The following is a 17,817-nucleotide window of genomic DNA, read 5'->3' as shown; positions in this document are numbered from 1 at the left end:
GCCGTGATTTTCCGGCTGCACCCGTTCCGTTTTTTGCTTGAGGAGTGACCCATGGTTGCCGCATTGCTTGATCGTCTTGGTGTGAACCCGGCCCTGTACCAGAACGGCAAAGTGCCGGTGCATTCGCCCATCGACGGCAGTCGCATCGCCGCCGTGAACTGGGAGGGTGCCGCTGAAGTCGAGCAGCACATCAGTCGCGCAGATCATGCGTTCGAACTGTGGCGCAAGGTCCCGGCGCCGCGCCGTGGCGAACTGGTACGTCAACTGGGCGACATCCTGCGCGAATACAAGGCCGACCTCGGCGAGCTGGTGTCCTGGGAAGCCGGCAAGATCACGCAGGAAGGCCTGGGTGAAGTTCAGGAAATGATCGACATCTGCGACTTCGCCGTCGGCCTGTCCCGCCAGCTGTACGGTTTGACCATCGCTTCAGAGCGTCCTGGCCACCACATGCGGGAGACCTGGCATCCGCTGGGCGTCGTCGGTGTCATCAGCGCTTTCAACTTCCCGGTGGCGGTCTGGGCCTGGAACGCCACGTTGGCGCTGGTCTGCGGCAACCCGGTGATCTGGAAACCGTCGGAAAAAACCCCGCTGACCGCCCTGGCCTGCCAGGCACTGTTCGACCGTGTCCTGAAGAATTTCAGCGATGCACCGGCCGGCCTGAGCCAGGTCGTCATCGGTGGGCGCGATGCCGGCGAAGCGTTGGTCGATGATCCGCGCGTCGCACTGGTCAGCGCCACCGGCAGCACCCGCATGGGCCGCGAAGTGGCGCCGAAGATCGCCGCCCGCTTTGCCCGCAGCATCCTGGAACTGGGGGGCAACAACGCGATGATCCTCGGCCCAAGCGCCGATCTGGACATGGCCGTGCGCGCGATCCTGTTCAGCGCCGTCGGCACCGCCGGTCAGCGTTGCACAACATTGCGTCGCCTGATTGCCCACGAATCGGTGAAAGAAGAAATCGTCACCCGCCTGAAGGCCGCGTATTCCAAAGTGCGTATTGGCCATCCGCTGGAAGGCAACCTGATCGGCCCGCTGATCGACAAGCAAAGCTTCGACAACATGCAAGATGCGCTGGAGCAAGCGCTGAGCGAAGGCGGTCGGGTATTCGGCGGTCAGCGCCAGCTGGAGGACAAATTCCCGAATGCCTACTACGTGGCGCCGGCCATCGTCGAAATGCCGGAGCAGAGCGATGTGGTCTGCCACGAAACCTTCGCGCCGATCCTGTACGTGGTCGGCTACACCGATTTCAACGAAGCCCTGCGCCTGAACAACGCCGTGCCGCAAGGCCTGTCGTCCTGCATTTTCACCACCGACGTGCGTGAAGCCGAGCAGTTCATGTCGGCGGTGGGCAGCGACTGCGGCATCGCCAACGTCAATATCGGGCCGAGCGGCGCAGAAATCGGTGGCGCATTCGGTGGCGAGAAAGAAACCGGTGGCGGTCGTGAGTCCGGTTCCGATGCATGGCGCGGGTACATGCGTCGTCAGACCAATACCGTGAACTATTCGCTGGAGTTGCCGTTGGCGCAGGGTATTACGTTCGACTGAGTCTAGAGTCGACCGATGGTCCCCTGTGGGAGCGGGCTTACATCGCGAAGGCAACCTGTCAGTCGACACTCATGGTGACTGACACACTGCTTTCGCGGGCAAGCCCGCTCCCACAATGATTTGTGTGGGTTGGTTAGGTTTCATTTTCGGAGTCTGGCAATGCCGTTACGCGAAGAGTGTCTGTGGGAAAAACTGACGCCACAAAGGCTCGACAATGCGGCGCTCAAGGGGGAGGTAACGGTCGATGTCTGCGTTATCGGCGCCGGTTTTACCGGGCTGTCGGCAGCGGTGCATCTGCTGGAGCAGGGCAAAAGTGTCTGCGTGCTGGAAGCCCATCGCGCCGGCCATGGCGGTTCGGGACGCAACGTCGGACTGGTCAACGCCGGGATGTGGATTCCACCGGACGAGATCGAGGCCGGTTTTGGCGAGGCGGTCGGCAGCCAGCTCAACCGCATGCTGGGGGCGGCACCAGCGCTGGTGTTCAGCCTGGTGGATAAGTACGACATCGACTGTCAGTTGCGCCGCGAAGGCACGCTGCACATGGCGCACAATGCCCGTGGCGAAGCCGACCTGCGCAGTCGTGAAGAACAATGGAAGCGTCGTGGTGCGCCGGTTGAACTGCTGACCGGACAAGCCTGCGAACAAGCGACAGGCACTAAAAAGATCGCCGCTGCGCTGCTCGACAAGCGTGCCGGCACCCTCAATCCAATGGCTTACACCACGGGGTTGGCCAAGGCGGCCATTGGCCTCGGCGGCCAGCTGTTCGACCACTCAGCGGTGACCCGTCTTGAACGCCAGGGCCGGCGCTGGTCAGTGCAGACCGCTCAGGGATCGGTCCTGGCCGAACAGGTGGTGATTGCCTCCAACGCTTACACCGAAGGCGACTGGACCGAGCTGCGGCGCAATTTTTTCCCCGGGTATTACTATCAAGTGGCCTCGGTCCCGCTGACAGAAGAGGCCGCGCAGCAAATTCTTCCTGGTGGCCAGGGTTCCTGGGATACCCGTCAGGTGCTCAGCAGTATTCGTCGAGACAAGGACGGCCGTTTACTTCTGGGCAGCCTGGGTAATGGCAATCAGAAACCGGCCTGGTTCCTCAAGGCCTGGGCCGATCGCGTGCAGCAACATTACTTCCCCTACCTCAAGCCGGTGGAATGGGAGTGCACCTGGACGGGGCGCATTGCCTTCACGCCGGATCACTTGATGCGACTGTTCGAACCGGCGCCTGGCATAGTGGCAGTCACCGGGTATAACGGCCGTGGCGTGACCACGGGGACGGTGGTCGGCAAGGCCTTTGCCGACTATTTATGTAACGGAAATCCTCAAGCGCTACCCATTCCTTTCGCGCCGATGCAGCCCCTGGCAGGGGTGGGGTTGCGCAGCTGTTTGTACGAGGCCGGATTTTCGCTGTATCACGCAGGCCAGTGCTTGCGGATCGTGATCTGATTGTTGAAATTTGTTGCTGGGAGCGGCGCTTTTTCGCGCAGCGACTAGCCTGTAGTGGTGCGGGTTGTAGCAGTTGCGCACCAGCAGTGTGCAGTTCGGTGACGCACGTTGTTACAGGCTGGTTGCACGCCGTTTGGTGCCGCGGTTGCAATGATGGCGCAGGAGGGTTGCGCCTCTAAAAATTAATGGTTTTACCTTCCGCGGTTTAGACGGTTGCACGCCCAATGAAAATGGGCTCGAAACAGTCGAAATAACAATAAAGCAGCGACTTTTTTCAGAATAAAAAACCGATGGCACGGCCCTTGCTCTGAGCATTCAGTGAAGTCGCAGTGCCAATTAAAAAAAAACCTTGGAGCACCACCTCATGTCCCAGACGTTTTACAAGAAAGGCTTTCTGGCCCTCGCAGTGGCAACTGCGTTGGGTGTTTCTGCGTTTGCTCAGGCTGACATCAAGATCGGCGTAGCGGGTCCAATGACGGGCGCCAACGCAGCATTTGGCGAGCAGTACATGAAGGGTGCACAGGCGGCGGCCGATGCGGTCAACGCAGCAGGCGGCGTGAACGGGGAAAAAATCGTACTGGTCAAGGGCGATGACGCCTGCGAACCGAAACAGGCTGTGACGGTCGCCAAGGACCTGACCAACCAGAAAGTTGCCGGCGTGGTCGGTCACTTCTGCTCCTCGTCGACCATCCCGGCTTCCGAGATCTACGACGAAGCGGGCATCATCGCAATCACTCCAGGCTCCACCAACCCAGCCGTGACCGAGCGTGGCCTGAGCGCCATGTTCCGTATGTGCGGTCGTGACGACCAGCAAGGCATCGTGGCCGGCGACTATATCGTCGACGTGCTCAAGGGCAAGAAGGTTGTCGTGCTGCACGACAAGGACACCTACGGCCAGGGCCTGGCGGATGCCACCAAGGCTCAGCTGGTCAAGCGCGGCGTAACGCCGGTGCTGTATGAAGGCCTGACCCGTGGTGAAAAAGACTTCAGCACCATCGTGACCAAAATCCGCGGCGCTGGCGCCGATGTTGTCTACTTCGGCGGCCTGCACCCTGAAGCCGGTCCTCTGGTTCGTCAGCTGCGTGAACAAGGCCTGAAAGACGTCACGTTCATGTCCGACGACGGCATCGTGACCGACGAACTGGTGACCACGGCTGGCGGCCCGCAGTTCACCAAGGGCGTGCTGATGACGTTCGGCGCCGACCCTCGCCTGCTGCCAGACAGCAAGGCCGTGGTAGAAGCTTTCCGTAAAGCCGGCACCGAGCCTGAGGGCTACACCCTGTACGCCTATGCCTCGGTCCAGACCCTGGCTGCGGCCTTCAACGGCGCCAAGTCCAACAAGGGCGAAGAAGCTGCTGCGTGGCTGAAGAAGAACCCGGTCAAAACCGTCATGGGCGAGAAGACCTGGGACAGCAAAGGCGACCTGAAGGTCTCCGACTACGTGGTTTACGAGTGGGACGCGAACGGCAAATACCATCAACTGGAAAAACAGAAGTGATATGAGCGGTTGACCTGCCCGGTGCCTTGCGCGCCGGGCAGTCCTGAAACATGTCCGTGCAGTACCTGTCTTTTCTCGTAGAGCTGCACACAACCGTATTGCGCCGGCGGCTGAACCCCGGTCCGTCGCATGCGGCTTCTGTGCAGTCTCTCAAATGCGTGAGATTGCGTTATGGATGGTATTTTCCTGCAGCAACTGGTCAACGGCCTGACCCTCGGGTCGGTCTATGGCCTGATCGCCATCGGCTACACAATGGTCTATGGCATCATTGGCATGATCAACTTCGCCCACGGCGAGGTTTACATGATTTCCGCTTACCTCGCGGCAATCAGTCTGGCACTGCTGGCTTACTTCGGTATTGAATCCTTCCCGCTGCTGATGCTCGGCACATTGATCTTCACCATCATCGTCACGGCGGTGTATGGCTGGGTCATCGAACGTGTCGCGTACAAACCCCTGCGTAACTCCACCCGACTGGCTCCGCTGATCAGCGCCATCGGTATTTCGCTGATCCTGCAAAACTATGCACAGATCGCCCAGGGCGCGAAGCAACAAGGCGTTCCCACCTTGCTGACGGGTGCCTGGCGTGTCGACATCGGCACAGGTTTCGTGCAATTGACCTACACCAAGGTTTTCATTCTGGTCGCAGCGTTTGCCGGGATGGCCCTGCTGACCTACATCATCAAGTACACCAAGCTCGGCCGCATGTGCCGCGCGACCCAGCAAGACCGCAAGATGGCCTCGATCCTGGGGATCAACACCGACCGCGTGATCTCCTACGTATTCATCATCGGTGCAGCCATGGCGGCCCTGGCCGGCGTGCTGATCACCATGAACTACGGCACGTTCGACTTCTATGCCGGCTTCATCATCGGGATCAAGGCGTTCACCGCCGCGGTACTCGGCGGGATCGGCTCGCTGCCTGGCGCCATGCTCGGCGGGATCATCCTCGGGATTTCCGAGTCGCTGTTCTCCGGCCTGGTCAACTCGGACTACAAAGACGTATTCAGCTTCTCGCTGCTGGTTCTCGTTCTGGTCTTTCGGCCCCAAGGCCTGCTCGGCCGTCCTCTTGTGTCGAAGGTGTAAGCGATGTCTTCAACCACTAAAAAAACCATTGATCTCAAAAAAAGTCTGGTTGATGCGATTCTCGCCGGCCTCATTGCCCTGATCGTGTTCGGGCCGATTGTCGGCGTCGTGCTCGATGGCTACGGCTTCAACCTGGAAACAACCCGTGTGGCGTGGATTATTGCCATCGTCATGGCCGGTCGCTTTGCCCTGAGCACGTTCCTGCAAACCCCAAAGGGCCTGAGAATCCTTGAAGGTTTCGAAAGCACCGGTTCCGGGGTGCATGTACTGGCTCCCGACTACAAGTCACGCCTGCGCTGGATCATCCCGCTGATGATCGTCCTCGCCGTGGTGTTCCCGTTTTTCTCCAACTCCTACCTGCTGGGCGTGGTCATCCTCGGACTGATCTACGTGCTGCTGGGCCTGGGGCTGAACATCGTGGTCGGCCTGGCCGGCCTGCTCGACCTGGGCTACGTGGCGTTCTACGCCATCGGTGCCTACGGGCTGGCGCTGGGTTATCAGTACCTGGGGCTGGGTTTCTGGACAGTGCTGCCGCTGGCGGCGATTACCGCCGGGCTGGCCGGCTGCATCCTCGGTTTCCCGGTGCTGCGCCTGCACGGTGACTACCTGGCGATCGTGACGCTGGGTTTCGGTGAAATCATCCGCCTGATCCTCAACAACTGGCTGTCCCTGACCGGCGGTCCGAACGGCATGGCTGCACCATTGCCGACATTCTTCGGCCTCGAGTTCGGCAAGCGGGCAAAGGACGGCGGTGTGCCGTTCCATGAGTTCTTCGGCATCGCCTATAACCCGGACGTGAAGTACTACTTCATCTATGCGGTGTTGTTCCTGGTGGTGCTGGCCGTGCTGTACATCAAGCATCGTCTGGTCAAGATGCCGGTCGGACGTGCGTGGGAAGCCTTGCGTGAAGATGAAATCGCCTGCCGCTCGATGGGCCTGAACCATGTACTGGTCAAGCTCTCGGCGTTCACCATCGGGGCTTCGACGGCGGGTCTGGCCGGGGTGTTCTTCGCCACCTACCAGGGCTTCGTCAACCCGACCTCGTTCACGTTCTTCGAATCGGCCCTGATCCTCGCCATCGTGGTACTCGGCGGCATGGGTTCGACCATCGGTGTCGTCATCGCGGCCTTCGTACTGACCGTGGCCCCGGAGTTGTTGCGTGGCTTCGCCGAATACCGCGTCCTGCTGTTCGGCATCCTGATGGTGTTGATGATGATTTGGCGACCGCGCGGCCTGATTCGGATCAGCCGTACCGGTGTGACCCCGCGTAAAGGAGTAGCGCCATGAGCGAAGTCGTACTCAGTGTCGAAAAACTGATGATGCACTTCGGCGGCATCAAGGCGTTGAGCGATGTCAGCCTGAAAGTGCACCGCAACTCGATCTTCGCCCTGATCGGCCCCAACGGCGCCGGCAAGACCACCGTGTTCAACTGCCTGACCGGGTTCTACAAGGCGTCCGGGGGCAAGATCGAACTCAATGTGCGTGGCGAGCGGACCAACGTCATCAAGTTGCTGGGCGAATCGTTCAAGCCGACCGATTTCGTCTCGCCCAAGTCGTTCGCCAGCCGGCTGTTCTACAAGGCGTTCGGCGGCACCCACCTGGTGAACCGGGCCGGGCTGGCGCGGACGTTCCAGAACATTCGCCTGTTCAAGGAAATGTCGGTACTGGAAAACCTGCTGGTAGCCCAGCACATGTGGGTCAACCGCAATATGCTGGCCGGCATCCTCAACACCAAGGGGTATCGCAAGGCTGAAAGCGATGCGCTGGACCACGCGTTCTACTGGCTGGAAGTGGTGGACCTGGTCGACTGCGCCAACCGTCTGGCCGGCGAGCTGTCCTACGGCCAGCAACGTCGCCTGGAAATTGCCCGGGCCATGTGCACCCGTCCACAGATCATCTGCCTGGACGAACCGGCCGCCGGCCTCAACCCTCAAGAAACCGAAGCGCTGAGCGCGATGATCCGGCTGCTGCGCGACGAGCACGATCTGACCGTGGTGCTGATCGAACACGACATGGGCATGGTAATGAGTATTTCCGATCACATCGTGGTGCTGGACCACGGCGTCGTCATCGCCGAGGGTGGCCCCGACGACATCCGCAACGACCCGAAAGTGATTGCCGCTTACCTGGGCGCCGACGAAGAGGAGGTGGTATGACCCAACCCATCCTCGAACTCAAGGCGCTGGACGTGTTTTACGGGCCGATCCAGGCCCTGAAAAAAGTCTCGCTGCACATCAACGAAGGTGAAACCGTCAGCCTGATCGGCTCCAACGGCGCCGGCAAGTCGACCCTGCTGATGTCGATCTTCGGCCAGCCACGGGCGGCGGACGGGCAGATCCTGTATCAGGGCGTGGACATCACCCACAAGTCGTCGCACTACATCGCCTCCAACGGCATTGCGCAGTCGCCGGAAGGCCGGCGGGTGTTCCCCGACATGACCGTCGAGGAAAACCTGCTGATGGGCACCATTCCGATCGGTGACAAGTACGCCAAGGAAGACATGCAGCGCATGTTCGAGCTGTTCCCGCGACTCGAAGAACGGCGCACCCAGCGCGCCATGACCATGTCCGGCGGCGAGCAGCAAATGCTCGCCATCGCCCGCGCACTGATGAGCCGGCCGAAACTGCTGCTGCTCGACGAGCCGAGCCTGGGCCTGGCCCCGATCGTGGTGAAGCAGATCTTCACCACCCTGCGGGAACTGGCGAAGACCGGCATGACCATTTTCCTGGTCGAGCAGAACGCCAACCACGCCCTCAGGCTGTCGGACCGGGCGTATGTGATGGTCAACGGCGAGATCCGCATGACCGGCACAGGCAAGGAGCTGCTGGTCAACGAGGATGTGCGCAACGCCTATCTCGGCGGGCACTGATTCTCTTTTGTTATGCACAGGCCCCGGCGCGAAAGCCCCGGGGCTTTTTTACATCCCCTGTACACCGCCAAACCCTGTGGGAGCGGGCTTGCTCGCGAGTACGATCTGGCAGTCGACATCAATGCGGACTGATATACCGCTTTCGCGAGCAAGCCCGCTCCCACAGGGAGCAGTGCATCATTCGGGAAATTGTGGAAAACAATATTCGCAAGCTCTCGAAGCGCGACATAAAGCCGCTGCAAATAGTTGTTTTGTCACGGTTTTGACTTGTCCCCGTTTGCTGTGGAACCGGCTGTGAATAACGTGGGAGTAGCTGGCCGGAGGCCTTTGATTCCGTGGCCTGTAGAGTGATGGTTGTTTTTTGACCAGGCTTTTTTGGCGGGCTTAAGGCAGGGTTTGTCAACTATTTTATTGAGGGTGAAACGGCTGCAGTCGGGTGTGAACAAGCCTGTGGATAAGTCTGTGGTTAAACTCTGGAAAGACTTCGCTGAAGGCCGTAGTTACTGGCTTGCGGCCATCGTCGATTTGACCGGCCGGTCGAGAAAATAGCGATTGGCTGCACAGCGGGCCCACGAGGGTCAAGCGAAAAAGTTTTCAAATCCCTCGCAAAGCCTTGTGGACAGCGGCTTTCAGCTTTTCCACTTGCCCCCGGAATGTGTGGATGGGGCTGTGGATAAGGTGCGCGTACATGGCTGCAAGCCACGGTACGCAAGGTGTCGGTTGGTTTGGTTGTTTTTTGTACAGTGTGCGCGGTGGTTGCCGGTGTGGGCAAGGCCGGGCATTCTGCCTGCTGATTTTCTATTCCAATGGCTGACCCTCAGCCGACGCAAGGAGAACACGATGTCCAACACCCTGTTTATTACCGGCGCGACCTCCGGTTTTGGTGAAGCCTGTGCCCGTCGTTTTGCCGAGGCCGGCTGGAAACTGGTGCTGACCGGCCGTCGTGAAGAACGCCTCAATGCGCTGTGCGCCGAGCTGTCGAAGCAGACTGAGGTGCATGGCCTGGTGCTGGATGTGCGTGATCGCAAGGCGATGGAAGAGGCGATTGCCAACCTGCCGCCGTCCTTCGCCAAATTGCGCGGGCTGATCAACAATGCAGGCCTGGCCCTTGGCGCTGATCCGGCGCCCAAGTGCAGCCTGGACGACTGGGATACCATGGTCGATACCAACATCAAGGGCTTGATGTACAGCACCCGACTGTTGCTGCCGCGCCTGATTGCCCACGGTCGTGGCGCCGGTATCGTCAACCTGGGGTCCGTCGCCGGCAATTATCCGTATCCGGGCAGCCATGTGTATGGCGGGACCAAGGCCTTCGTCCAGCAGTTCTCCCTGAGCCTGCGCTGTGATTTGCAAGGCACCGGGGTGCGAGTCAGCAACCTTGAGCCGGGCCTGTGCGAGAGCGAGTTTTCGCTGGTGCGCTTCGCCGGTGACCAGGAGCGCTACAACGCCACCTACGCCGGTGCCGAACCGATCCAGCCGCAGGACATTGCCGACACCATTTTCTGGATGCTCAATGCGCCGGCGCACATCAACATCAACAGCCTGGAGCTGATGCCAGTGAGCCAGACCTGGGCCGGGTTTGCCATTGATCGCAGCGGTGGCAAGGCGTAAGACCGCGCAACGGCCATTCGCGAGCAAGCCCGCTCCCACACTGGATTTGCTGCGGACACATATCCTGTGGCCGACACCGTTCAATGTGGGAGCGGGCTTGCTCGCGAAAGCGATCTAAAAATTATCGAAGATATTCAGCCAGTCCGGCATAGCAGGTCGCCAGGTGATAAGGCGTGGTCGACGGCATGTCCCGACGGCTGACGTCACCCTGCTCGTCACGGCACTCATGCCAGCCACCGGCATGCAGAAACTGCTGGTGCAGCGCCTGCAATTGGCGCTGCACGGCGGCTTCGCTGTCCGGGCGCAGGGTCAGTGCGCGCAGGTACTCGGCCTGGGCCCAGATGCGTTGAGTCGCATCCCGGGTCTGGCCAGTGGGCTCGAGCATCGCTGCCACGGCACCGGTCTGCGGCTCGACCCCCCTTTGCTCGGTGAAAGCGAACGCACGTTCCAGCGAGGCATGCAGTTTCGAGCCACGCAGCACATCTGATGATTCGAGCAGGAAATACCACTCGAACTGATGCCCCGGTTCAAACCAGTTATCCACAGCACCCAGCGGTTTTTCCATCAGCACGCCGTGTTGCGCATGGATAAAGCGTTTTTGCATGGCTGTGCATAACTCGACCAGCGCCCGTTGCACGGCAAGGTCTTCACGCACCGACAGCGTGGCGAGGAAGGCTTCGGCCAGGTGCATCAACGGATTTTGCAGCGGGCCGGTTTCCAGGGTTATCCAGTCACGATCAAGGCAGGCTTCATAGAGGCCGTCACCGGTCGCAAACCGTCGCGCAATCACTTCCAGGGCGGCGTTGAGCACCGACTCCACCAACGGCTCGCGGACTTTGTCCCAGTAATGGGCGCAGGCAAACAGGATGAAGGCGTGGGTGTAGAGGTCTTTGCGCTGATCCAGCGGTTTGCCGTGGGAGTCGATGCTGTAGAACCAGCCGCCATGCTCGGCGTCGTGGAAATGCCGCTGCAAGGAGCGGAACAGCGCTGCCGCGCGCTCTTCGGCGGCCGGCACCTGGCCGATCAGGCTGGCAAACAGATACAGCTGCCGCGCGCAGGCCATGGCTCGGTAACGCTGGGGAGGGAGCGGCTGGTGCCCGGCGTCCAGCGCCTCATAGGGCAATGCCATGTCGACATTCCAGCCGGGGCCTTGCCAGAGCGGCACGATCACGTTCAGGAAGTGCTGTTGCACCGAAGCGAACAGAGCGGTCAGTTCAGGCTGGGGGGCGGAGCGGGGAGCATGCGGCATTGGCTGGCGTCGTCACGGCAGGGGCGAATGCGCGACATGTTAGCAGGCCTTGGAGATGTGGTGTCTGTCAGGCCGCCTTCGCGAGCAAGCCCGCTCCCACTGGGGACACATTCCAAATGTGGGAGCGGGCTTGCTCGCGAAGGGGCCGGTTCAATCAATACACAATCAACCCGCCAACAACCAGACACCTGCCCCCGCCGAAGCCGCACCCGCCAGTCGAACCAGCGGAGCCGCCGCCTGCGGCAACACCCGCACCCACGCATAACCTGCCGCATGCAGCGCCGCCGTCGCCGCCACAAACCCGGCCGCGTACGCCCAAGGGCTCGACATGTCCGGCAATTCAAGCCCATGCGCCACCCCATGGAACAGCGCAAACAACGCCGTAGCGCCGACCGCCACACTCAGCGGCGGGCGTACCGCCAGGGCCACCGCCAACCCCAGCGCCAGCACAGACGCGGCTATGCCGCTTTCCAGCGCCGGCAGGTTCAGCCCTTCAAATCCCAGCAGTCCGCCGAGCAGCATGGTGCCGACGAACGTGCACGGCAGCGCCCAGCGCGCCGCGCCTTTCTGTTGCGCTGCCCACAGCCCGACCGCGAGCATCGCCAGCAAATGGTCGAGCCCGCCGATCGGGTGGCTGATGCCGGCGATCAAACCGTTGTCGCCATGTCCAGGGTGAGCGAAGGCGATAGCAGGGCTCAAAAGCAGGGCCAGGGCCCCCAGAATGCGTTTCAGTGTCATGGTTAAGCTTCCTTGTGAATAGGTGAATCAGGCCGCCGTCAGCAGGCCCTGGCGTTCGATGAAGGCGATGATGTCTTCCAGGCCCTGGCCGGTTTTCTGGTTGCTGAAGACGAACGGCTTGCCGTTGCGCATGCGCGTGGTGTCGCTGTCCATCAGGGTCAGCGACGCCCCGACCAAGGGCGCGAGGTCGATTTTGTTGATCACCAGCAGGTCGGATTTGCAGATCCCCGGCCCGCCTTTGCGCGGCAGCTTGTCGCCAGCGGAGACGTCGATCACGTAGATGGTCAGGTCGGACAACTCAGGGCTGAAGGTCGCTGAAAGGTTGTCGCCGCCGGACTCCACCAAAATCAGGTCCAGACCCGGAAAGCGGCGGTTCAGCTGATCCACCGCTTCGAGGTTGATCGAGGCGTCTTCGCGAATGGCCGTGTGCGGGCAGCCGCCGGTTTCCACGCCGATGATGCGTTCCGGCGCCAGGGCCTGGTTGCGTACCAGAAAGTCGGCGTCTTCACGGGTGTAGATGTCGTTGGTCACCACGGCCAGGTTGTAACGATCGCGCAAGGCCAGGCACAGGGCCAGGGTCAGGGCGGTTTTACCGGAGCCGACGGGGCCGCCGATGCCGACGCGCAGGGGTTGAGTGTTCATGTAGTTCTCCAAAATAGTGCGGCCAAAATAAGGTTCCCTAGGAGCGGAACAGGCGGCTGTACTGGCGCTCGTGGGCCATACACGCCAGGGACAGGCCGAATGCGGCACTGCCATAGTGAGTGGGGTGGATGCCGGTGGCGTTCTGCCGGGCCTGTTGCAACAACGGCAGCAATTCGCTGGTCAGGCGTTGTGCCGCCTGCTGCCCTAAGGGCAGCGTCTTCATCAGCACCGCCAACTGGTTTTCCAGCCAGCTCCAGAGCCACGCAGCCAATGCATCCTGTGGGCTGATCTGCCAGGCTCGAGCGGCCAGCGCCCAGCCCAGGGCCAAATGCGGTTCCGGACGTTGTGCGAGAAAGGCGCGGGCCGTTGCATCCAGTTCCGGCAGACCATTGAGCAGCTGTTGCAGGGAGTAGCCCATCTGGCGGCTCTCCTGATGCAGCTCGCGGGTTTCCCGGCTGGCGCGATGTTCTTCGCAGCGTTGCAGCAGTTCGCACCAGTCTTCATCAAGCGCCGCCACGCAATGGGCGAGCAGCAAAGGGGCTTCGAAGCGCGCGAGATTGAGCAGCAATTGATCACTGATCCAGCGCCGAGCGCTGTCATGGTCGTGCACGCGACCGTTCTCCACTGCCATTTCCAGGCCTTGGGAATAGCTGTAGCCGCCAATCGGCAATTGCGGACTGGCCAGGCGCAGCAGCGCCCAGGCGCTATTCACAGGCGCACGCCGAACTGATGCAGTTTGGGCGGATAGTTGAAGTCTTCGTCGCCATGGCGCGAATGATGATGGCCGCCGCCATAGGCGCCATGCTCCGGTTGGAACGGCGCTTCGATGTGCTCGGTGACGGCGCCGAGTTGTTCGAGCATGGCCTTGAGCACGTAATCGTCGAGCAGGCGCAGCCAGCCGTCGCCCACTTGCAGGGCGACATGACGATTGCCCAGGTGATAGGCGGCGCGGGTCAATTCGAAGGCGTTGGCGCAGGTGACGTGCAGCAGTTGCTCGGGGCGGGCGCACACCCGGACGATGCGTCCGTCCTCGGCTTGCAGGCATTCGCCGTCATACAGGGGCGATTGGCCTCGCTCCAGGAACAACCCGACGTCTTCGCCCTCGGCACTGAAACAGCGCAAACGGCTTTTGCTCCTGGCTTCGAACGTCAGGTGCAATTCGGCGGCCCAGAGGGGTTGAGGGTCGATTCTGCGGTGAATCACCAGCATCGGAAAGCTTCCAGCAGTGGACAATGCTGAGGCTAGAGCAAGGGGCTTGCCAAGCGGGGGTATGTGTAGGAAATGTCTGAAGATGCTCGGTAGGTGCTTCAGAATGTTGCGGAATTTTGGTTGTTCTTGGTGCGCTGCGGTTTTACATGCACCAATTTGCGGCGCACAAAAAAAGATCGCGGCCTTCGGCAGCGCCTACAGAAGTACCGATCCCTGTAGGCGCTGCCGCAGGCTGCGATCTTTTCAGGCGTTACTCGGTGCTGCCCAGCCCTTGCCAATGCTTGAGGCCAATGAAGATAAACCGCAGCTGCTGGGTGATCTTCGCCTGGGGCGTCAAATGCTCGGGCAACGCCTGGGCCGGAGGGTCAATGATGTCCGGCAAGGTGGCGAACACGCTTTTCACGATCAGGTCCGCCATGACGCTCAGGCCGGCGAGTTCCAGGTGTTGCAACTTCGGCATCAACGACAGATCGGCCGCGAGGTCCGAGCTGATGTCTTCGCGCAGGCGGCCAATGGCCAGGCGCACCGGCAGCGAACCGCCGTACTGCTCGCGGGCAAGAAACAGAAATTGCGAACGGTTGGCGCTGACCACATCGAGGAAGATCCGCACGGAAGCGTCAATGATGCCGCCCATGACGAACTCGTTGTGTCGCACCAAACGGATGGTTTCCCGAAAGGTCTGGCCGACCTCGCTGACCAGCACCAGGCCCAGTTCATCCATATCGGCGAAATGCCGGTAGAAACCGGTCGGGACGATCCCGGCGGTTTTCGCCACTTCACGCAGGCTCAGGCTGCCGAATCCACGGCCGCCTTCCATCAGGTGACGGGCAGCGTCCATCAGGGCGTTACGGGTTTGTTGTTTCTGTTCGGCGCGGGGCAGCATCGCAAGGGCGTTTTCTGGAGAAGAAGAGCGGCGCACTCTAGCAAATCGGCTTTGCCGGCGTCGAACGTCGATAGGGATATGAGGCGGGGAGCGGGTACTTCTATTAAGCGAGGAGCCAGAAAGTCAAAAGCCCAATCCGGTGATTGGGCTTTTTTTCGGGGCCGCCATGGGCTCAGCTCATAGCGCTGTTGCGTTCGATGACACGGTCACCACCGCCTTCGGCAACGGTTTGACCTGGGGTGCGATCGGAACCGTCAGCAGCAACCGTCTGACCTTGAGGGGTCTGGTCGTAGCCGTCTTCGGCAACAGTCTGGCCTTGTGGAGTCTGGTCGTAGCCATCTTCAGTGAGCAGGCCTTTTTCTTTCAGGCGATCGTTACCACCTTCGGCGACGGTTTGGCCTGGGGTGCGGTCAGAGCCATCAGCAGCGACGGTTTGGCTGAATGCCGAGTGGCTGTCTTTCACTTGTGGAGTGGCCTGGTCAGCGGCCGGCAGTGCGAAAGCAGTGCTGGCCAACATAGAGAGGGTAAGGCTAAGCAGTAATTGGCGTTTCATAATGGGGTGCTCCGTAGGAGGGCGATAAAGTGGGTACGAGTGCAATGCTACTCTCGATAAGTCGATATAAAAGTTCATAAACGCAATGTTAATAATCAACGGAATTGATTGTTCTCTGCAGCCCTTGTAAACCGGGCCTTTGCGGTGCACCGAGGTGGGTATTTTCGACTCACTTGCGACTCGCAAAAGTGCGGGTGCGGTAACGCGGGGGTGGAAAGGAGCGGGCAACCGAGAGGTCGATTGCGGCAAAATCGGCGATTCGATTAAACCTGCGGGCCGTTTGCCAGTCGTAGATTCCATAGCGGGCCGGTTCCGGCCCAGCGTTTTTCATGTGCGCCGCCGTCGGGGCGTTCAGAAGTATCAGGAGCCCTGTGCAATGACGCGCACTCGTAAAATTCTTGCCTGGACCTTCACCAGCCTGGTGGTCTTGGTGACCGCGCTGGTGCTGATCATCGTGTTCTTCGATTGGAACCGGATCAAACCCACCCTCAATGCCAGGGTTTCCGAAGAACTGCACCGACCGTTCGCCATCAGCGGCAACCTGGCGGTGGTCTGGCGACGGGAGCTGGAGGAGGGCGGATGGCGCGCCTGGGTGCCATGGCCGCACGTGGTGGCTGAAGACTTGAGCCTGGGTAATCCGGACTGGTCGAAGGCGCCGCAAATGGTCACCCTCAAGCGCGTGGAACTGCGCATTTCGCCCCTAGCGTTGCTGGCGCAGCGCGTGGTGATCCCGCGCATCGACCTCACCGAACCCAATGCCGAGCTGCAACGCCTGGCCGATGGACGCGCCAACTGGACGTTCAAGTTCGATCCGAAAGACCCGAACGCCGAACCATCGCCGTGGGTGGTGGACATCGGCACCATCGGCTTCGACAAGGGCCATGTCACGCTCGATGATCAGAGCCTGAAGACACAGCTCGATGTATTGATCGATCCGCTGGGCAAGCCGATCCCGTTCAGCGACATCGTGGGCGACAAAGCGGCGAAAGCCGCACAGGACAAGGGGGCCACCCCCCAGGACTACGCGTTCGCCCTCAAGGTCAAAGGCCAGTACCATGGTCAGAAACTGGCGGGTCAGGGCAAGATTGGCGGCCTGCTGGCCCTGCAGGACGCGGCCCGGCCATTCCCGCTGCAAGCCCAGGCGAAAATCGCCGACACCAGCGTCGAACTGGCCGGCACCTTGACCGATCCGATGAACCTGGGCGCCCTGGACCTGCGCCTGAAGCTGGCCGGCAGCAGCCTGGGCAATCTCTACCCGCTGACCGGCGTGACCCTGCCGGATACGCCACCTTATTCCACCGACGGTCATCTGATCGCCAAGCTGCATGAGTCCGGTGGGGCGGTGTTCCGTTATGAAGCGTTCAACGGCAAGATCGGCGACAGCGATATCCATGGCGACTTGAGTTATGTCGCCAGCCAGCCACGGCCAAAGCTCAGCGGTTCTCTGTTGTCCAACCAGCTGTTGTTCGCCGACCTGGCGCCGCTCATCGGTGCCGACTCCAATGCCAAGCAAAAGGCCCGTGGCGGCGAGAGCAAGCAGCCGGCGGACAAAGTACTGCCGGTCGAGGAGTTCAAGACCGAACGCTGGCGCGATATGGACGCCGATGTCGAGTTCACCGGCAAACGCATCGTCCACAGCGAAAAGCTGCCGTTCAATGACCTCTACACGCACCTGGTGCTCACCGATGGCGTGCTCAGCCTTGAACCGCTGCGGTTCGGCGTGGCGGGCGGCAAGCTGGATGCGCTGATACGGTTGAACGGTCGCACCGATCCCCTTGAGGGCAATGCAAAGCTGACGGCGCGCGGTTTCAAGCTCAAACAGTTGTTCCCGACCTTCGAACCGATGAAAACCAGTTTTGGTGAACTCAATGGCGATGCCGACATCACCGGTCGCGGCAACTCGGTCGCCCGTTTGCTGGGCAGTGCCAACGGCAATCTGAAAATGCTGATCAACGACGGGGCCATCAGCCGCGAATTGATGGAACTGGCCGGATTGAATGTCGGCAACTACGTGGTGGGCAAGATCTTTGGCGACAAGGAAGTGAAGATCAACTGCGCGGCTGCTGACTTCGACATCAAGACGGGGCTGGCCACGACGCGGTTGTTTGTCTTTGATACCGAGAACGCGATCATTTACATCGATGGCACGGCGAACATGGCAACCGAGCAGCTGGACCTGACGATCACCCCGGAATCCAAGGGCTGGCGTTTGATTTCGTTGCGTTCGCCGCTGTACGTGCGGGGCAAATTCATCAAGCCCGATGCCGGGGTTAAAGCAGTACCGTTACTGTTGCGCGGGGCCGGGATGGTTGCACTGGGGGTGATTGCCGCGCCAGCGGCGGGGTTGCTGGCGTTAGTGGCACCGAGTGGCGGTGAACCGAATCAGTGCGCGCCGTTGCTGGAGCAGATGAAGGCGGGGAAGGCGCCGAAGACGGTGAAAAACTAAAGGTATTCTGGCAGTGCTTGATTGTTCCCGGAGCCAAGTACCGGGAAC

At 60.8% G+C, this 17,817-nt stretch carries 16 protein-coding genes; 9 read left to right on the top strand and 7 right to left on the bottom strand.

The features are described from left to right. The first annotated feature begins 51 nt into the window (after positions 1-51). The 8 genes from F8N66_RS19435 (at position 52) to F8N66_RS19395 (ending at position 10,049) form a co-directional block, all read left to right on the top strand. Positions 52-1,542: an aldehyde dehydrogenase family protein gene (locus F8N66_RS19435; protein WP_150771740.1), complete on the top strand. Its 1,491-nt coding sequence runs from the start codon at positions 52-54 to the stop codon at positions 1,540-1,542. 159 nt (positions 1,543-1,701) lie between these two features. Beyond that, complete coding sequence (locus F8N66_RS19430) at positions 1,702-2,985, top strand: NAD(P)/FAD-dependent oxidoreductase (protein WP_150771739.1); 1,284 nt, start codon at positions 1,702-1,704, stop codon at positions 2,983-2,985. Between the two features lie 364 nt (positions 2,986-3,349). Then, positions 3,350-4,483: an ABC transporter substrate-binding protein gene (locus F8N66_RS19425; protein WP_150771738.1), complete on the top strand. Its 1,134-nt coding sequence runs from the start codon at positions 3,350-3,352 to the stop codon at positions 4,481-4,483. Positions 4,484-4,654: 171 nt separating this feature from the next. Continuing rightward, positions 4,655-5,569 (top strand): ABC transporter permease subunit, encoded by a 915-nt coding sequence (locus tag F8N66_RS19420; protein WP_150771737.1) that lies wholly within the window; start codon positions 4,655-4,657, stop codon positions 5,567-5,569. A gap of 3 nt (positions 5,570-5,572) precedes the next feature. Beyond that, positions 5,573-6,856 carry a high-affinity branched-chain amino acid ABC transporter permease LivM gene (livM, locus tag F8N66_RS19415; protein ID WP_150771736.1) on the top strand — a complete coding sequence of 428 codons (1,284 nt, stop codon included), beginning with the start codon at positions 5,573-5,575 and terminating at the stop codon, positions 6,854-6,856. Further along, positions 6,853-7,725 (top strand): ABC transporter ATP-binding protein, encoded by an 873-nt coding sequence (locus F8N66_RS19410; protein WP_150771735.1) that lies wholly within the window; start codon positions 6,853-6,855, stop codon positions 7,723-7,725. The genes livM and F8N66_RS19410 overlap by 4 nt, the downstream gene beginning before the upstream one ends. After that, a complete protein-coding gene (locus tag F8N66_RS19405) occupies positions 7,722-8,438 on the top strand; it encodes an ABC transporter ATP-binding protein (protein ID WP_150771734.1) in 717 nt (238 codons plus the stop codon). The genes F8N66_RS19410 and F8N66_RS19405 overlap by 4 nt, the downstream gene beginning before the upstream one ends. A gap of 840 nt (positions 8,439-9,278) precedes the next feature. Then, positions 9,279-10,049, top strand: a complete 771-nt coding sequence (locus tag F8N66_RS19395; protein WP_150771733.1) for an SDR family oxidoreductase — start codon at positions 9,279-9,281, stop codon at positions 10,047-10,049. 121 nt (positions 10,050-10,170) lie between these two features. On the opposite strand, the gene F8N66_RS19390 is transcribed toward F8N66_RS19395, so the two are convergent. The 7 genes from F8N66_RS19390 to F8N66_RS19360 all read right to left on the bottom strand — a co-directional run bounded on the left by F8N66_RS19390 (position 10,171) and on the right by F8N66_RS19360 (position 15,323). Further along, complete coding sequence (locus tag F8N66_RS19390; RefSeq protein ID WP_150771732.1) at positions 10,171-11,298, bottom strand: AGE family epimerase/isomerase; 1,128 nt, start codon at positions 11,296-11,298, stop codon at positions 10,171-10,173. A 165-nt stretch (positions 11,299-11,463) separates the two neighbouring features. Further along, positions 11,464-12,036 (bottom strand): HupE/UreJ family protein, encoded by a 573-nt coding sequence (locus tag F8N66_RS19385; RefSeq protein ID WP_150771731.1) that lies wholly within the window; start codon positions 12,034-12,036, stop codon positions 11,464-11,466. Between the two features lie 27 nt (positions 12,037-12,063). After that, positions 12,064-12,678, bottom strand: coding sequence for an urease accessory protein UreG (ureG, locus tag F8N66_RS19380; RefSeq protein WP_034149659.1), 615 nt, complete (start codon positions 12,676-12,678; stop codon positions 12,064-12,066). 37 nt (positions 12,679-12,715) lie between these two features. Next, positions 12,716-13,390, bottom strand: a complete 675-nt coding sequence (locus F8N66_RS19375) for an urease accessory protein UreF (protein ID WP_150771730.1) — start codon at positions 13,388-13,390, stop codon at positions 12,716-12,718. Then, positions 13,387-13,887: an urease accessory protein UreE gene (ureE, locus tag F8N66_RS19370; RefSeq protein ID WP_150771729.1), complete on the bottom strand. Its 501-nt coding sequence runs from the start codon at positions 13,885-13,887 to the stop codon at positions 13,387-13,389. Before ureE ends, F8N66_RS19375 begins: the two co-directional genes overlap by 4 nt. A gap of 250 nt (positions 13,888-14,137) precedes the next feature. Next, positions 14,138-14,770 carry a TetR family transcriptional regulator gene (locus F8N66_RS19365; protein WP_150771728.1) on the bottom strand — a complete coding sequence of 211 codons (633 nt, stop codon included), beginning with the start codon at positions 14,768-14,770 and terminating at the stop codon, positions 14,138-14,140. A gap of 172 nt (positions 14,771-14,942) precedes the next feature. Continuing rightward, positions 14,943-15,323: a hypothetical protein gene (locus F8N66_RS19360; RefSeq protein ID WP_150771727.1), complete on the bottom strand. Its 381-nt coding sequence runs from the start codon at positions 15,321-15,323 to the stop codon at positions 14,943-14,945. A 376-nt stretch (positions 15,324-15,699) separates the two neighbouring features. Between F8N66_RS19360 and F8N66_RS19355 the strand changes: the two genes are divergently transcribed. Further along, positions 15,700-17,769 (top strand): AsmA family protein, encoded by a 2,070-nt coding sequence (locus tag F8N66_RS19355; protein ID WP_150771726.1) that lies wholly within the window; start codon positions 15,700-15,702, stop codon positions 17,767-17,769. Positions 17,770-17,817 lie beyond the last annotated feature (48 nt).

The organism is Pseudomonas fluorescens, assembly GCF_902498195.1.
In the GTDB taxonomy this organism is placed as follows: Bacteria; Pseudomonadota; Gammaproteobacteria; order Pseudomonadales; family Pseudomonadaceae; genus Aquipseudomonas; species Aquipseudomonas fluorescens_BU.
Note: the sequence above shows the minus strand (reverse complement) of the source record. Positions and strands in the feature narration are given on the sequence as shown.

Excerpts from the sequence above, each read along its gene's own strand:
- F8N66_RS19395 (WP_150771733.1), top strand. The coding sequence starts at position 9,279 with ATGTCCAACACCCTGTTTATTACCGGCGCGACCTCCGGTTTTGGTGAA.
- F8N66_RS19385 (WP_150771731.1), bottom strand. The coding sequence starts at position 12,036 with ATGACACTGAAACGCATTCTGGGGGCCCTGGCCCTGCTTTTGAGCCCT.
- F8N66_RS19390 (WP_150771732.1), bottom strand. The coding sequence starts at position 11,298 with ATGCCGCATGCTCCCCGCTCCGCCCCCCAGCCTGAACTGACCGCTCTG.
- F8N66_RS19420 (WP_150771737.1), top strand. The coding sequence starts at position 4,655 with ATGGATGGTATTTTCCTGCAGCAACTGGTCAACGGCCTGACCCTCGGG.
- F8N66_RS19435 (WP_150771740.1), top strand. The coding sequence starts at position 52 with ATGGTTGCCGCATTGCTTGATCGTCTTGGTGTGAACCCGGCCCTGTAC.
- ureE (WP_150771729.1), bottom strand. The coding sequence starts at position 13,887 with ATGCTGGTGATTCACCGCAGAATCGACCCTCAACCCCTCTGGGCCGCC.
- F8N66_RS19360 (WP_150771727.1), bottom strand. The coding sequence starts at position 15,323 with ATGAAACGCCAATTACTGCTTAGCCTTACCCTCTCTATGTTGGCCAGC.
- F8N66_RS19410 (WP_150771735.1), top strand. The coding sequence starts at position 6,853 with ATGAGCGAAGTCGTACTCAGTGTCGAAAAACTGATGATGCACTTCGGC.
- ureG (WP_034149659.1), bottom strand. The coding sequence starts at position 12,678 with ATGAACACTCAACCCCTGCGCGTCGGCATCGGCGGCCCCGTCGGCTCC.
- F8N66_RS19425 (WP_150771738.1), top strand. The coding sequence starts at position 3,350 with ATGTCCCAGACGTTTTACAAGAAAGGCTTTCTGGCCCTCGCAGTGGCA.
- F8N66_RS19365 (WP_150771728.1), bottom strand. The coding sequence starts at position 14,770 with ATGCTGCCCCGCGCCGAACAGAAACAACAAACCCGTAACGCCCTGATG.
- F8N66_RS19430 (WP_150771739.1), top strand. The coding sequence starts at position 1,702 with ATGCCGTTACGCGAAGAGTGTCTGTGGGAAAAACTGACGCCACAAAGG.
- F8N66_RS19355 (WP_150771726.1), top strand. The coding sequence starts at position 15,700 with ATGACGCGCACTCGTAAAATTCTTGCCTGGACCTTCACCAGCCTGGTG.
- livM (WP_150771736.1), top strand. The coding sequence starts at position 5,573 with ATGTCTTCAACCACTAAAAAAACCATTGATCTCAAAAAAAGTCTGGTT.
- F8N66_RS19405 (WP_150771734.1), top strand. The coding sequence starts at position 7,722 with ATGACCCAACCCATCCTCGAACTCAAGGCGCTGGACGTGTTTTACGGG.